Source organism: Haloarcula onubensis (assembly GCF_031624605.1).
In the GTDB taxonomy this organism is placed as follows: domain Archaea; phylum Halobacteriota; class Halobacteria; order Halobacteriales; family Haloarculaceae; genus Haloarcula; species Haloarcula onubensis.
Window position 1 is genome coordinate 327196 of the sequence record NZ_JAMQOS010000001.1, and the last position, 13211, is coordinate 340406.

The 13211-nt window shown below is 71.7% G+C and carries 16 protein-coding genes and 1 pseudogene; 7 read left to right on the top strand and 10 right to left on the bottom strand.

Annotated features, from left to right (window positions below):
- Positions 1-66 precede the first annotated feature (66 nt).
- The gene (locus NDI86_RS01675; protein ID WP_310898658.1) at positions 67-303 is read right to left on the bottom strand and encodes a transcriptional regulator; all 237 of its coding nucleotides are present in this window, start codon (positions 301-303) and stop codon (positions 67-69) included.
- A gap of 81 nt (positions 304-384) precedes the next feature.
- Between NDI86_RS01675 and NDI86_RS01680 the strand changes: the two are divergent.
- The 4 genes and pseudogenes from NDI86_RS01680 to ygfZ all read left to right on the top strand — a co-directional run.
- Positions 385-786 (top strand): annotated as a pseudogene (locus NDI86_RS01680) (DNA mismatch repair endonuclease MutL); the annotation flags it as partial.
- Between the two features lie 252 nt (positions 787-1038).
- Positions 1039-1974 carry a carbohydrate kinase family protein gene (locus NDI86_RS01685; protein ID WP_310898659.1) on the top strand — a complete coding sequence of 312 codons (936 nt, stop codon included), beginning with the start codon at positions 1039-1041 and terminating at the stop codon, positions 1972-1974.
- A gap of 54 nt (positions 1975-2028) precedes the next feature.
- On the top strand, positions 2029-3270 hold the full coding sequence (locus NDI86_RS01690) for a PGF-CTERM sorting domain-containing protein (protein WP_310898660.1): 1242 nt from the start codon (positions 2029-2031) through the stop codon (positions 3268-3270).
- A 52-nt stretch (positions 3271-3322) separates the two neighbouring features.
- The gene (gene ygfZ / locus NDI86_RS01695) at positions 3323-4408 is read left to right on the top strand and encodes a CAF17-like 4Fe-4S cluster assembly/insertion protein YgfZ (protein ID WP_310898661.1); all 1086 of its coding nucleotides are present in this window, start codon (positions 3323-3325) and stop codon (positions 4406-4408) included.
- Here the strand turns inward: ygfZ and NDI86_RS01700 are convergent.
- Complete coding sequence (locus NDI86_RS01700) at positions 4399-4587, bottom strand: hypothetical protein (protein ID WP_310898662.1); 189 nt, start codon at positions 4585-4587, stop codon at positions 4399-4401. The genes ygfZ and NDI86_RS01700 overlap by 10 nt on opposite strands.
- Positions 4588-4701: 114 nt before the next feature.
- Here NDI86_RS01700 and NDI86_RS01705 point away from each other — a divergent pair, with 114 nt between their 5' ends.
- Positions 4702-5472: a YhjD/YihY/BrkB family envelope integrity protein gene (locus tag NDI86_RS01705; protein ID WP_310898663.1), complete on the top strand. Its 771-nt coding sequence runs from the start codon at positions 4702-4704 to the stop codon at positions 5470-5472.
- 38 nt (positions 5473-5510) lie between these two features.
- On the opposite strand, the gene NDI86_RS01710 is transcribed toward NDI86_RS01705, so the two are convergent.
- Complete coding sequence (locus NDI86_RS01710) at positions 5511-5738, bottom strand: DUF7860 family protein (protein WP_310898664.1); 228 nt, start codon at positions 5736-5738, stop codon at positions 5511-5513.
- A 54-nt stretch (positions 5739-5792) separates the two neighbouring features.
- On the opposite strand from NDI86_RS01710, the gene NDI86_RS01715 reads away from it, so the two are divergent.
- Complete coding sequence (locus NDI86_RS01715) at positions 5793-6059, top strand: DUF8151 family protein (RefSeq protein ID WP_310898665.1); 267 nt, start codon at positions 5793-5795, stop codon at positions 6057-6059.
- 3 nt (positions 6060-6062) lie between these two features.
- Here NDI86_RS01715 and NDI86_RS01720 read toward each other — a convergent pair whose 3' ends face one another.
- Both NDI86_RS01720 and NDI86_RS01725 read right to left on the bottom strand, forming a co-directional pair.
- Entirely contained in the window at positions 6063-7148 is a 1086-nt protein-coding gene (locus tag NDI86_RS01720; protein WP_310898666.1) for a geranylgeranyl reductase family protein, read from the bottom strand.
- A 54-nt stretch (positions 7149-7202) separates the two neighbouring features.
- The gene (locus NDI86_RS01725; protein ID WP_310898667.1) at positions 7203-7640 is read right to left on the bottom strand and encodes a DUF5518 domain-containing protein; all 438 of its coding nucleotides are present in this window, start codon (positions 7638-7640) and stop codon (positions 7203-7205) included.
- 95 nt (positions 7641-7735) lie between these two features.
- Here NDI86_RS01725 and NDI86_RS01730 point away from each other — a divergent pair, with 95 nt between their 5' ends.
- Complete coding sequence (locus tag NDI86_RS01730; protein ID WP_310898668.1) at positions 7736-8122, top strand: hypothetical protein; 387 nt, start codon at positions 7736-7738, stop codon at positions 8120-8122.
- Here NDI86_RS01730 and NDI86_RS01735 read toward each other — a convergent pair.
- The 5 genes from NDI86_RS01735 to NDI86_RS01755 form a co-directional block, all read right to left on the bottom strand.
- A complete protein-coding gene (locus NDI86_RS01735) occupies positions 8119-8610 on the bottom strand; it encodes a DUF7519 family protein (RefSeq protein ID WP_310898669.1) in 492 nt (163 codons plus the stop codon). The two genes, NDI86_RS01730 and NDI86_RS01735, sit on opposite strands and share 4 nt — an antisense overlap.
- A complete protein-coding gene (locus NDI86_RS01740) occupies positions 8597-10492 on the bottom strand; it encodes a DUF58 domain-containing protein (protein WP_310898670.1) in 1896 nt (631 codons plus the stop codon). Before NDI86_RS01740 ends, NDI86_RS01735 begins: the two co-directional genes overlap by 14 nt.
- Complete coding sequence (locus tag NDI86_RS01745) at positions 10489-11139, bottom strand: DUF4129 domain-containing protein (protein WP_310898671.1); 651 nt, start codon at positions 11137-11139, stop codon at positions 10489-10491. Before NDI86_RS01745 ends, NDI86_RS01740 begins: the two co-directional genes overlap by 4 nt.
- Before the next feature lie 57 nt (positions 11140-11196).
- Positions 11197-12177, bottom strand: a complete 981-nt coding sequence (locus NDI86_RS01750) for an AAA family ATPase (protein ID WP_310898672.1) — start codon at positions 12175-12177, stop codon at positions 11197-11199.
- Between the two features lie 74 nt (positions 12178-12251).
- Complete coding sequence (locus tag NDI86_RS01755; protein ID WP_310898673.1) at positions 12252-13205, bottom strand: WD40/YVTN/BNR-like repeat-containing protein; 954 nt, start codon at positions 13203-13205, stop codon at positions 12252-12254.
- Positions 13206-13211 lie beyond the last annotated feature (6 nt).

Consider the following 13211-nt stretch of genomic DNA (forward strand, 5'->3'; position numbering starts at 1 on the left):
TCTGCCTCTTGCTCCCAACGTTTGTATTGTTCCTCCGTGGGATACGCCGAAGTCGAGTGACTGCCGCTACTCATCGCCAATCACCCATAGATTCGCGTTCCCGACCTTCTGCCGGTCTATCTCGCCGTCGTCTGCCAGAGAACACAGCTTCTTATAGGCCGTTTCGTAGGAACAGCCAACACGCTCAGCTATGGGCTGTGTCCCGGCTGATCCACCTTCTGCTTCCAGTGCAGCAATAAAAGCGTCAGGTGGGTACTTCTCCGTATATTTCCCCGAGTCGTCGTCCCGGTTGGCTCCTGGCATGGGGCAGTGTTCTAAAGCCATTACATTAGGTTTTCATGGACCTCGTACTTAACCTTTACAGCTACTTGTAATGGAGAAGACGACGAGCGCAGCGACGCGCTGGCGAGCCTTGGCTTCCATACGGCCCGCACCGGCGAGCGAACCGTCGAGGTTCGGACGTTGCCGGGTGTCATCGCCGACGCCGCCGGTCCGGATATCGTCCGTGACGTTCTGAGTGCCTTCGTGGGCGGTGAGAGCGAGGCCGCGACCACCGTCGAAGCCGCCGCCGACGAACTGCTGGGCGATCTGGCTTGCTACCCGTCAGTCACCGGCAACACCTCGCTGACCGAGGGGTCGGTCCGGGACCTGCTGTCGGCACTGGACGACTGCGAGAACCCCTACGCCTGCCCCCACGGCCGACCCACGGTTATCGAGGTCGACTTCGACGAACTTGCGGACCGGTTCGAGCGGGATTATCCGGGGCACGCTGGCCGACGGCAGTGAGCGGCGTCGCCATGCACGCCGGTCGCCGGCAGTAGCGCCGGGGCCGTGCACGCCGGTCGCCGGCAGTAGCGCCGGGGCCGTGCACGCCGGCCGACGGGACTGAGCGGAGCCGCAGGCTCCGCGAAGGTCGGGAGACGCACAGCGTCTCCCGGAAGTGAGCGCCGCCGACCGAGTGCCGCGTCACCGAGGAGGTGGGCTAACACTAGTCACACGGCCGGTTGAACTAAACCCCTGTCTGTCTATGAGTGGGACATGTCTATCGTTTCGTTCGGTGATACGGCCCTTCGATTCGCGACACGCGAGGGCGAACGGTTCGAGACCGCCCGCGAGGTCGGGTTGCACGTCGACGGGATGTCGAGCAACGCGGCGGCCATCGCCAGCCGTCTGGGCGCCGACGCCGTCTGGCTCTCGAAGCTCGCCGACACGCCGCTGGGACGGCGTGCCGTCGCCGAGCTCCACGAACACGGGCTAGAGACCGAGGTGACCTGGGCCGACGGCGGCCGGCACGGGCTGAAGTTCCACGAGAGCGCCACTCCGCCCCGCGAGTCGCGGCTCCTCCAGGACCGAGCCGATACGGCGATGGCGACGGTGTCGCCGGGCGACTTCCCGGTGGGTCGCATCCAGGAGGCCGACGCGGTGTTCACCACGGGGTCGATGGCGGCGCTGTCCGACGAGGCGGCCGAGACGGCCGGAGCACTGCTGCGTTCGGCCCCCGGGCTTCGGGCGATGGACCTCGACTTCCATCCCGGCATCTGGAGCGCCGAGGCGGCCCACGACACCCTCACGGACCTCTTTGACCCGGTCGAGTTGCTGTTCGCCAACGAGTCCCAGGCCACGGCCGTCTTCGACCGGACGGGGTCGCCCCGCGAACTGGTACACACCATCGCCAGCGACTACGACTTTTCCCACGTCGTCCTCACGCGCAGCGAGCACGGCGTCGTCGGCTACCACGACGGCGTCCTCCACGAGCAGGACGCCTTCGAGACGCCGGCGACCGACGGCGCCGGCCAGCACGCCGCCCTCGTCGGGGCCGTCCTCCAGCAGCTCACCGCCGGCGCGGCCACCGACACGGCGCTGGCCCACGGAGCGGCCGCGGCGTCGCTGGCACGGACGATGAGCGGTCCGCTCCCACCCGTCGAGCCGGCCGACGTCGAGCGGCTCGTGGCCACGGCGTCTACCGGCCGATAAGCCCGGTGTTAGCGGAGCCATACCCTTAAGGGTGTTCGTTGTTACCACTCGGATATGGGTTCGACACGAGTTTCAGTCGGTCTCTGCATCGTGATGCTCGTCGGGGTAGTCGGTGCACTCCCGGCGGCCGTCACCGCACAGCAGGACCAGGTCACCGTTACCATGACCATCGTCGACGAGGACGGCCGCCCGGTCGATGGCGGCATCGACGTGATGGCTAGCTGGGACGGCGGTTCGGTCAACGGGACGACGGCCTCGAACGGGCAGGTGCTGCTCGACGTCCCCCGCGGCGAGAACGTCTCGATTCAGATAGACGACGACCGGTACGTCCGGAACATCCCGTACACCATCGAGGACGCGACCAGCGAGTCGGTCGACGTGCCGGTCGCCGACTCGGGGACGGCGACGATAACGGTCCGGAACACCGAAAACGACACGGTCGAGAACGCCCGCGTGTTGCTGTACCAGAGCGGGCAGTACGTCACCGACCAGCGGACCGGCGCCGACGGGACCGTCACGACGCCGCGAGTCGAACAGGGCGCCTACCGCTTGACAATCCTGAAAGCCGGCTACTTCGACGACCGGACCCGAATCGAGGTCGGCAGCCAGACCACCATCAACCAGACCATCGAGCAAGGTGAGGTGTTGCTCACGGTCGCCGTCGAGGACGACTACTTCGAGCCGCCGGAGTCGCTCGACGCCGCCGTCGAGATTCCCGGCTTCGGGACCCTCCAGACCGGGTCGGACGGCGATGCGAGCACCACGGTGGCGGTCAACACGCGCTATGACATCACCGTGACGGCCGACGGCTACGACCGAGCCCAGCAGACCGTCAGCGTGGGCGAGGACGACATCACCAGGACCGTCTCGCTCGACCGGACCGACGAGATAAACCTCACCGCCCAGGACCAGGTCGTCATCGGACAGCGGGTGCCGATAACGGCGACCGACGAGTACGACGACCCCGTCGTCGGGGCGACGGTGACACAGGACGGTCAGGAGGTCGGCACGACCAACGAGGACGGCGTCGTCAGGGTCAGGCCGGAGTCGGCCGGGACGGTGACCTACACCATCGACGACGGCGACACCAGCGAGACGGTCTCCATCGAGGTGTTCGACCCCGACGCGACGCCGACGGCGTCGGCACCGAGTGCCACCCCGTCACCGACGCCCACGGCGACCGACAGCCCGCCGGCCGGGACCGAGACCTCCGGCGGGGGCGGGCCGGGCTTTACGCCCGTGACGGTCGTCGCCGCGCTCGCCCTGCTCTCGCTGGTCGCGTACCGGCACCGGTAACGCCGTCCGCGATAGCGGGACGTTTTTTGCCGCGAGGCACCCACTCGTTTCCATGACTGTCATCGAGGGCGTCCACGCCGACCACGGCGCGACCTTCCGCGAGGTCGGCGGCCGTCGCGTCGTCGACAACTACGGCCGGCCCGAGCGGACCCACCGAGCCGTTCGCAACGTCGTCGGCGTCTGCGAGTTCGGCTACGGCGTCCTCGTCGTCACCGGCGAGGACCGCGTCGACTACGTCGACAACGCCGTCTCGAACCGCGTGCCCCAGGCCGACGGCGAGGGCACCTACGCGCTGTTGCTCGACCCCCAGGGCCGCGTCGAGACGGAGCTGTACGTCTACAACGCCGGCGAACGGCTGCTCGTCTTCACCCCGCCACAGCGGGCCGAGCCCCTGGCCGAGGAGTGGCAGGGCAAGACGTTCATCCAGGACGTCGACATCCGGGTCGCGACCGACGACTTCGCCACCTTCGGCGTCCACGGGCCGAAGGCGACCGAGAAGATAGCGAGCGTCCTCCACCAGGCCGCCGCCCCCGACGGCGCCCTCTCCTTCGACCGCGGCGAACTCGGCGACGCCGGCGTCTCGGTTATCCGCACGGACAACCTCGCCGGCGAGGAGAGCTACGACGTGGTCTGTGGCGCCGGCGACGGCCAGCGCGTCTTCGACACGCTCGTCAACCGCGGGCTCAACGCCGTCCCCTTCGGCTATCGCACGTGGGAGACGCTCACCCTCGAAGCCGGTTCGCCGCTGTTCGACACCGAAATCGAGGGGGCACTGGCCAACGACCTCGGGCTTCGGAACGCCCTGGACTTCGAGAAGGGGTGTTACGTCGGCCAGGAAGTGGTCTCCCGCGTCGAGAACCAGGGCTACCCCCGCAGCCGACTGGTCGGACTCACCGTCGACGCCGTCCCCGACCCCGGCGCCGCGGTCTTTGCCGGCGACGAACACGTCGGCGAGGTGACCCGCGCCGTCGACAGCCCCACTCGCGGGGCCCCTCTCGCCATGGCCGGCGTCGACTGGGACGCCCCAGACGAGGGGCTGACCGTCCAGGTCGACGGCGCGTCTATGGCCGCCCAGCGCCACGAACTGCCCTTCGTCGAGGGGTCTGCGGTGTCGGCCCGCCTCCCACGCTACGAGTAACCGACACTGTCACCATCGTCCTCGCCGCCGCCGTTGCTCGTGGTTCCCTTCGGTCGCCGCTCTCCGTCCGAGGCCGCCCCGTGGTCGGCCTCGCTCGCCCCCAAGAACCCCTCGACGGCGACCAGACAACCCAGCAGTGCAACGACGCCCGAGGCGACGGTGAAACGGCTAGCCTCCATGCACCTGTTTGACGGTTTCCAGAGATGAAGCCGTTCGAACGCCCGCCCCCGGCGACGCTCGTACCCGATACCGGCGAGCCGAGCGTTTTCAAGGCCGACCCGTGTACGTCCGCTATGGCCCGATGGACGACGACCGCAGCGGCCATCGTCAGGACGGCCGTCCAGCGGGACCTCCAGTATCCGGCGGCCGCGCTCGCGTACTACAGTTTCGTCTCGCTCCTGCCGCTGCTCGTCATCCTGCTGGCGGTGCTTGGCGAACCGGCCGCACGGGCGGTCCGGACCACGACCCTCCAGTACCTGACGCCCGCGGCGCGGGACCTGGTCGCCGAGGCGCTCACCGATTCGCGGGGACGGGTCGGGGCGACGCTGTTCGCGGTCGGCGTCCTCGGCTGGAGCGGGGCGAACATCACCGCCGGCTTCCAGACGGTCGTCGAGGACGTCGAGGGGGACATCGACCGCTCGCTCGCCGCCCACCTCCGGGACGGGGGCGCCGTGCTGGGCTCGCTCACCCTCGGCAGTGGCTCCATCCTCGCCGTGAGCGCGCTGTTTGTCCTGTTGCCCGACGCTCCCTTCGCGCTCACTGGGGGACTCGTCGCCTTGCCCGTCGCGCTCACCGTCTCCTTTCTCCCGCTGTACTACCTCCTCTCCCGCGATATCGAGACGGTCCGAACCGCCGCCCCGGGCGCGGTCACCAGCGCAGTCGGCTGGACGGGGATGCTCGCCGGCATCCGGTTCTACGCCGAGAACGCCGGGGCCTACGCCATCTTCGGCGTCCTCAGCGGGTTGCTCCTCATCCTCACCAGCCTCTACGCCGCGGCGTTCCTGCTCGTGGCCGGCCACGTGGTCAACGCCACGCTGTCGAGCGTCGTCGCGCCCGCCGAGTAGCGGGCTCTACAGTTACGCAGCAAACAGCCGCCGGCCGCTCACTCGACGAGCGGCATGACGATGCCGAAGACGAGCGGCGAGAACAGTCCCAGCAGAATGCCCAGCGCTTCCATGTCGGTCAACAGCGTACTCCCCCAGCCCGGCAGCGGGCCGACCACCGCGGGGCCGGCGAGTTCGCCCAGCGCGCCGAGCGCGAACAGTCCGACGCCCAGCAGGAACCCCCGCTTTGCGAGCGTCGCGTGGTCCATGTTTCGGTACTGTGCCATACGCGTGAGATTACCAGCCCGGAACTAACCCCTTTCGCTTCGAGCGGAAGGCCTATGTCCGGCGTCGGGTTAGGGACGCCGATGAACGGCTTTGGCTCACTGGCCGACCTGCTCGGACTACTGCTTGCGGCCGCGGCGGGCGCCCTCCTGACGGTCGTCGGTGCGCTGACGGAGAACGCCGGTATCGCGGACCTGCTCGCCGGCCAGTCCGTCTTCGGCCTCTGGGAAGTCGGGATGGGCGCGCTGTTGCTGTACGTCGGCGTCTACATGCTCGGTTACAGGCAGGTCTGGTTCGGGCTGCGGGCCGCGATGTCCGAGTAGCGCTCAGGACCGCGACAGCAGCGCCTTCAACTGCTCCCGGGAGAACAGCGTCGAGGGGCGGTCCATGTGGACGCCGATTTCGCCCTCGAACGCCTTCATCCCGGCTTTCTGTACCGCCTTCGGCACCGAGTAGCCCGCCCGCACGGCGTGACCCAGGCGGATGTCTCCCCGCAAATCGTCGCGCCAGGCCCGCTCGTACTCGCCCAGCGTCGCCGGGTCCGATGGGTCTATCTCCCGGGCCGCGTGGTCGGCCGCGGTCATGCCATACAGGATGCCGCCGCCGGTGAAGGGCTTGGTCTGGGCGGCGGCGTCGCCGATGAGGAACGACCGCGAGCCGGTGACGCGTTTGGGCGGGCCGATGGGGATGAGCCCGGAGCAGCGCCGGGTCACGTCGGCGTCGTAGCCCGCGACGAAGTCCTCGAAGCGCTCGCGGGCGTCGTCGCCCGGCGGCACTGCCAGCCCGTACTCGACACCGGCCTCGCCCCGCGGGATGCGCCAGGCGAAGAATCTGGGAACGGTGAGGTGGACGTCGACGAAGTCCTGGTGGTCGGGCGTCTCGTCGAAGCCCAGCACGCCGTGGAGCAGTTCGTCGGGTTCCGGCAGGCCCAGTTCCCGGCGGACGCGGCTCTTGGGGCCGTCACAGCCGGCGACGAGTTTCGCGCGGTGGGTCTCGACGTCGCCGTCGGGCCCGCGGGCCTCGACGGTGACGTGGTCGCGGTGTTCCGCGACGGCGACGACGGTGTGGTGTTCCCGCAGGTCCGCCCCGGCCTCGCGGGCCAGGTCGGCCAGATGCCGGTCCAGCCCGACGCGGTCGATGACGTTCGAGATGACCTCGTCCTTGTAGAACGGGTGGTCGTCGCTGCCGGGCCCGCCGGTGTGGAATCGCGCCCCCGAAATCTCGTTCTGGAACAACTCCTCGCGGGCGTCCTCGGTGAACTCCCAGAGGTCGGTGCTGACGTGGCCCGAACAGGCCAGCGGCTCGCCGACCTCGCCCTGCTCGAAGGCGAGTACGTCCAGACCGTTTTCGGCGGCTCGGCGGGCGTACCGCGAGCCCGCGGGGCCGGCGCCGACCACGACGACATCGTGCATATCCGGGCTGTGGGTGTCAGGCGGCAAATACCTTCTCGATTCGAACGGGCCCGACTACGCGCCGCTCCCGGCGGGTCGGCGTGGGTGCCCGTTTCGCTCGGCGAGCCAGCCGCCAAGCCGGCCGCCCAGCGCACCGGCGACGGCCGCCAGCCCGAACGCGAGCGGTACCACCACCGCGACGACGGCCAGTTGTACGGTGCGGAACCACGCGGGGCCGCCCAGCCCGACGACGAACGTCGCGATGTCGCCGACCTGCCACAGCACCGGCAGTGCGCCGACCAGCCCGGCACGGGCGCCGACCGGCGTCCCCGACAGCCCCCGGCGTCTGGCGAGATAGCCCACGAGCAAGGCGGCCCAGAACACCGCGCCGAGTTTGAGTTCTTCACCGCTCTGTGCGTAGCTGAGTGCCGTAAACGGTAGCGCGACCAGCCCGCCGAGGAGGGCGTAGCGCCACCGCGCCGACAGCCGTCGGCGGAGACCAGAGAGGGCCATAGCCCCAACGTATCGCCCGTCCGATATAAATCCCGACGACGGCGACGTCCCGTGAACCCCCGTCGCTTTGTCGCTGCGGGCCCAAACGGGCGCTCATGGCAGAGTACCAGCCCGGCGTCTGCAACATCGGCGCCGAGCAGCGCCGCGCCCGACGGCTGTCGGGCGTCGGGTCGTTCGGTATCGCCCTCGGCGTCGTGCTCGCGGTCGGCCTCGGCGTGCTCCCGGCGACGACGCTGTGGGCGACCGTCCCGTTCGTCTTCGGCGGCTGGGTCGGCCTCGTCCAGGACTACTACGGCTTCTGTGTGGCCTTCGCCGCGGTAGCCCGCTACGACCTCTCCGGGTCGGGCGGGACCTCGGGGTCGGTGGTCGAGGCCGAGGCCGCCGCCGCCGACCGCAAGCGGGCGCTACGGATACTGGCCGCGGCGACGGTTCTGACGGCGGTGACGACGGTCCCAGTCGTGCTGGTGGGCGGGGCGGTCTAGTCCCGCAGCGCGACGGTGAAGGCGACGGCGGCGACCAGCAACAGCGCGAGCGCGAGCGGCGACTCCCCGCCGGTCACCGTCCGGGTGAGCAGGTAGCCGACGCCGCCGCCGGCCACCAGCGCGGTCAGTGTCGAGACCGTCCGGACGAGTTCGACCCGGCGCGTCCCAGCCCCGCGCATCTGTCGGGCCAGCACGAGGGCGTGGCGCGAACTCGTCCACGCGAGCAGCGCCGGGACCGAGGCGCCGAGCAGCCACCCGGTCGAGCGGCCGTCGACGCCCGCAAGCACGACCGCCCCGAACAGGGCCCCGCCCCCGAGCGCCAGCGGGCGCTCGCGGCGCGACCAGAGCCCGCCAGCGAGCAAGCCGGCGCCCGCGAGCGCTACCCCCAGCGGCCCCGGCGCGGCGACGAGCAGGCCCGCCACCGTCGCCACCGAGAGGCCGGTGACGGCGAGGCTAACACGGGGCAGGTCCGCGTCAGTGCTGGACACTGCGACCCACCCCCTCGATGCCGTTGGCCGGGTCCCAGTCCGTCACCGGGACGTCGGCCGCCCGCAGTCTCGACAGCCGCCGCCAGCGGTCGAGACTGCCGTACGCGGCGGCGACGGTCCCCGACCCTGTCACGTCCGGGCTCACGACGGTGACGCTGTGGCCCGCCGCGTCGAGCGTCCTGGCGATGGTGACGCTCCCGTCGTCACACAGCGGCGAGACGAAGAGTACCTGCACGTCGGCTGCGAGGCGGTCGGTGAGCGCGCCCGCGGCGTCGGCCGGCGGCGGCGAGTCGGTCGGGGACAACCACGGCACGGCGCCGTCGCCGGCCAGTCGCTCGCGCAGCGTCGCCCGCTGCTGTGGGCCCGTTCCCGGGGGAGTCCAGGTGTCGCCGGCCGGGACGGTGCCGAAACCGACCGGGACCCCCTCGGCGAGCAACTGCTTCGCGAGGGTGAGGGCGGCGAGAGCGCCGTGGCGCGGCGCCGGCACACCGCCCGCCCGCGCGACGTAGGCCGCCGGGCGGGTGTCGACGACGACCGCGACTCTCGTCAGCCGCGGCTCACGGAACTCGACGGTGACGAGGTCGCCGGTCTTGGCCCGGTGGTACCAGTCGATGCGGGCCGGCGGGTCGCCCGGCCGGTACTCCCGCAGCGTGTCGAACTCGACGCCGGCGCCGCTCTCCGCCCCGACGTGCTGGCCCGGGGTCGCCTCCACCTGTGGCCGGGGCGTCGCCTCGGTCGTGCCCCGGTCGAAGCCACAGTCCAGCGTCGTCGGCCCGCCGTCGGGCGACACCGTGGTGACCGTCTCCGCCGCGCCCACGGGGTCGCCCACGACGACCACGCCCGGCTCGAAGGTGTGCCGGCCGCCGACGGCTTCGACGGTGTACTCCGCCGTGGCCGCCTTGCCCGGCCGGAGCGCGGTCGCCAGCCTGGGACTGCCCGCCACGACGCACAGTCCCGGCGGCACGCCGTCGATCAGGCGAACGTCCGGGAGGGTCCGGTCGCCGGTGTTCCTGACGGTGACGGTCACCGTCACCTCGCCGCCCGGCGCCGGCCGCCGGGTCGACAGCGACCGGGTCAGCGCCACGGTCGGCTCGGGCGGCCACAGCCGAGCGGCGGCGACGAGAGCGATGCCCAGCGCCGCGGTCACGACGACGGCGGGCTGACCGAAGCCGACGCCGACCGCGCTCACCGCCAGGGCGCCCGCGATGACCGCCGCCGTCAGCCCGGTCGCCCGCTCTCGCGACAGACCGGCACTCGGCCAGTACTGGTCGGTCGGTGTCGGTGGCCCCGCGTCGCGCTCGTCGGGGTCCGGGACTGCGACCCCGACGCGCTCGGCCAGCGCCGCCACGACGTGGCGGCCCCGCCGCGCGAACGGGAGGGCCGGGCGAGCCCAGGGGAGGTAGGCCAGTCGCGAGACGGGCGGGCGATACCCGTCGGCGAAGAAGGCGGCCGCCTTCGGGTCGTCGGTCCACGCCCCGTCGGCCAGCCGTTCGCGGGCTGTCTCGGGGGTCATCCCCTCGCGTCGGCCCAGGACGTCGACGGCCAGCGTCTCCAGGACGCCGCGGAGCCGTTCCCGGGCGGTCTCCTCGTCCTCGTCGAGCCGGCGGCGGCCCGCCAGCCCCACGTCGTCGAGCAACGCGGCGAACGCCCCGCCGGCACTGCGGTACGTCGGGCGCCGCTCCGGCGCCGGCAGGTCGACCGGGGCCTCCCGGGCCAGCAGCGCTCGCACGGCCAGGCCGACGGCGACGAGGCCGACGGCGACGGTCAGCGCGACCGCCGCGACGGTCGGGGCCGCCGCGGCGGCCAGGCTCGGGACGGCGACGAGCAAAACGCCGCCGACGCTGGCCAGCAGGCCCACCGCGACGACGCGACGGTCGGTCACGGCGCCCCCTCCAGGGACAGTTCGGCGGCGAGCGCCCTGGCCCGTCGCTCGCGTTCGCCGGTCGGTGCGGCGTCGCCGTAGCGTATCGCACAGAAGGTGTCGGTCAGCTCCGCGACGGGTTCTGCCCCGTAGCCGGCCGCGACCGCCGCCTCGGCCACCGCCGCCGGCGTCTGCCCCGCCGGGTCGAGCGGGACCGCCCGACAGAGCGCCCCCCACGCGCGGTAGACGTCGTTGGTGGCCGGCACGCCCTCGGCCAGCGTCGCGCGGTCGGCCGCCGGGGCCGTCGGCTGTGGCTCGGGCGGCCCCTCGGCCGACCCGTCCTCGTCGGTGCCTCGCGTCAGCCCGTAGAGGGCGGCGACACTCCCCACGAGAAAGAGGCCGAGGCCCGCGGCGACCTGCCACAGCGGCGGGCCGCTCGCGGGCCCGCTCGCCGGCGTCGTCGCCGCCGCCGCGGTGTCCCGCTGGCCCTCCCGGGTACCGCCGCCCCCGCCGCCCCCGCCACCGCCGCCGGACTCGTTTTTCGGCACCAGGGTCGGCTCTTCGGTCCCGACGGTGGGCTCCGTCGACACGGTGTCCAGCGAGGCGGCGACCGTCGCCAGGGCGAACACCGCGAGGCCGGCCAGCACGAGCGCCACGAGTCGCTCCACGGTCACACCACCCCCCGGCGCGCCGTCACCGGTCGTGGCTCCGAGACCACCGTCGCGTCACCCCTCGGCCGATGTCTCGCCGTCCTCGACCGACACCGTGGGGACCGGGACGGCGTCGACGACGTCCGCGACGACGTCGGCGGCCGCGGTCCCGTCCACCGTCGCGTCCGTCGTTCTGACGAGGCGGTGGGAAAGCACGGGGTCGGCCATCGCCGTCACGTCGACCGGCCGGACGTAGTCTCGCCCCTCGATGACGGCGCGGGCGCGGGCCGCTTCGAGCAGTCGCTGTGCGCCCCGCGGCGAGATGCCCACCTCGACCCGGGGGTCGTCGCGGGTCCGCCCGACGACGTCGACGATGTAGCCCACCACGTCGTCGTCGACTGTGACGCTCTCGGGGACAGCCCGGAGCGCACGGACCCCGTCGGGGCCGAGCGCGGTGTCGGCCGACGGCGTGGCGGTGTCCCGCCGCGTGCGGGCCCGTAGCAACCCCTGCTCGTCGGCTGGGTCGGGGTACCCCATCGCGGTCTTGACGAGAAATCGGTCCGTCTGGGCCGCCGGGAGCGGAAAGACGCCCTCGCTCTCGACGGGGTTCTGGGTCGCGACGACGACGAACGGGTCCGGCAGAGCGTGGGTCTCGCCGTCGACGGTCACCTGGCCCTCTGCCATCGCCTCCAGCAGCGCGGCCTGGGTCTTCGGCGGCGCGCGGTTTATCTCGTCGGCCAGCACGAAGTTCGCGAACACCGGCCCCGCGGTGAACTCGAAGGTCTCCTCGGCCTCACGGTAGATCGTCGTGCCGGTGATGTCCGCCGGAAGGAGGTCCGGGGTGAACTGGATACGCGAAAAGGAGAGCCCGAGCGCGTCGGCGAAGCTCCGGGCGGTGAGTGTCTTGCCGGTGCCGGGCACGTCCTCGATGAGGACGTGTCCCTCGGCGAGCACCGCTGTCAGTACGGTCTGGAGGAAGGCGTCGTCAGCGACGACGACGTCGGCGACGGTCTGGAGGACCTCGTCGCAGGTAGTGCGGGCTTCGGGGACGTCCATGCCACCGCGGCCTTCTGGCTGCCGTGTAAAATAGCTGACGACAGTTCGAAGGCGCAGCGTCCCGCTCCGGCTCTCTAGACGACCGCCAGCCCGTGGGGCAACTGGTCGTAGGCGTCGGCCCACGAGCCGGCCCGTTCCCAGGCCGTCCCCGCCGACGAGCGAAAGAGCCCGCGGTTCGTCAGCGCCGCGAACCCGTCGCCGTCGACCACAAGCTCCGCTCGGGCCAGTCCCTCGGGGCCCGGCAGTCCGTCCATCGCTCGCTTCCACTCGCCGCCCGTCGTCCGGTAGACGTAGCTCTCGCCGCTCGTCGAGTGGGCCGACCACGCCCCTCTGGCCGCCGAGACGACGACGGTGTCCGGGTCGTCTGGGTGGACCGCCACGCTCCAGACGTATCGGTGGTCGAGCCCCGACTGTGGATAGCTCCACGTCTCGCCGCGGTCCGTCGACAGCGCGTAGCCGTCGCCGGCGGCGGCATAGACCCGGTCGGGGGCGTCGGGATGGACGGCCAGCGTGTGGCTGTCCCGCCGAGCGCCGCCGGGGTGGTCCAGCCAGGTGTCGCCACCGTCCGGGCTCCGCAGGAAGGCGCCGGCCTCGACGGTGACGTACAGCAGGTCGGGGTCGTCGGGCGCCACGGTCATCCAGCGGACGTGGTGGGTCTGTGGCCGGGGCGGGAACGACCATCGCGAGGCCGAGTCGAGGTCGGTGAGCCCTTCGCATGCGGCCCAGCTATCTCCGCCGTCCGTCGACCGATAGACGGCGCTGGGTTCGGTGCCGGCCCACACCACCTCGGGGTCGTGCGGGCCGACGGTGACGCTCGTCACTCTGTCACCCGCGTCCAGCACCCGCTCCCAGGTCTCACCGCCGTCGGTCGTCCGCTGAAGCCCCGCGTCGACGGTCCCGACGAACGCTCGGTCGGGGGTGCGCCCGTCGGCCGCGACGCATCGCAGGCTGTGGCCCGCCAGCCGCTCCGTCCACTCGCCGTCGCCGACGAGCAGGCGGTCCGAGAGCGCGGCGTAGTACGTTGGCATGGCTCA

Excerpts from the sequence above, each read along its gene's own strand:
- ygfZ (WP_310898661.1), top strand. The coding sequence starts at position 3,323 with ATGACTGTCATCGAGGGCGTCCACGCCGACCACGGCGCGACCTTCCGC.
- NDI86_RS01725 (WP_310898667.1), bottom strand. The coding sequence starts at position 7,640 with ATGGCCCTCTCTGGTCTCCGCCGACGGCTGTCGGCGCGGTGGCGCTAC.
- NDI86_RS01710 (WP_310898664.1), bottom strand. The coding sequence starts at position 5,738 with ATGGCACAGTACCGAAACATGGACCACGCGACGCTCGCAAAGCGGGGG.
- NDI86_RS01720 (WP_310898666.1), bottom strand. The coding sequence starts at position 7,148 with ATGCACGATGTCGTCGTGGTCGGCGCCGGCCCCGCGGGCTCGCGGTAC.
- NDI86_RS01700 (WP_310898662.1), bottom strand. The coding sequence starts at position 4,587 with ATGGAGGCTAGCCGTTTCACCGTCGCCTCGGGCGTCGTTGCACTGCTG.
- NDI86_RS01690 (WP_310898660.1), top strand. The coding sequence starts at position 2,029 with ATGGGTTCGACACGAGTTTCAGTCGGTCTCTGCATCGTGATGCTCGTC.
- NDI86_RS01675 (WP_310898658.1), bottom strand. The coding sequence starts at position 303 with ATGCCAGGAGCCAACCGGGACGACGACTCGGGGAAATATACGGAGAAG.
- NDI86_RS01715 (WP_310898665.1), top strand. The coding sequence starts at position 5,793 with ATGTCCGGCGTCGGGTTAGGGACGCCGATGAACGGCTTTGGCTCACTG.
- NDI86_RS01685 (WP_310898659.1), top strand. The coding sequence starts at position 1,039 with ATGTCTATCGTTTCGTTCGGTGATACGGCCCTTCGATTCGCGACACGC.
- NDI86_RS01750 (WP_310898672.1), bottom strand. The coding sequence starts at position 12,177 with ATGGACGTCCCCGAAGCCCGCACTACCTGCGACGAGGTCCTCCAGACC.
- NDI86_RS01705 (WP_310898663.1), top strand. The coding sequence starts at position 4,702 with ATGGCCCGATGGACGACGACCGCAGCGGCCATCGTCAGGACGGCCGTC.
- NDI86_RS01755 (WP_310898673.1), bottom strand. The coding sequence starts at position 13,205 with ATGCCAACGTACTACGCCGCGCTCTCGGACCGCCTGCTCGTCGGCGAC.
- NDI86_RS01730 (WP_310898668.1), top strand. The coding sequence starts at position 7,736 with ATGGCAGAGTACCAGCCCGGCGTCTGCAACATCGGCGCCGAGCAGCGC.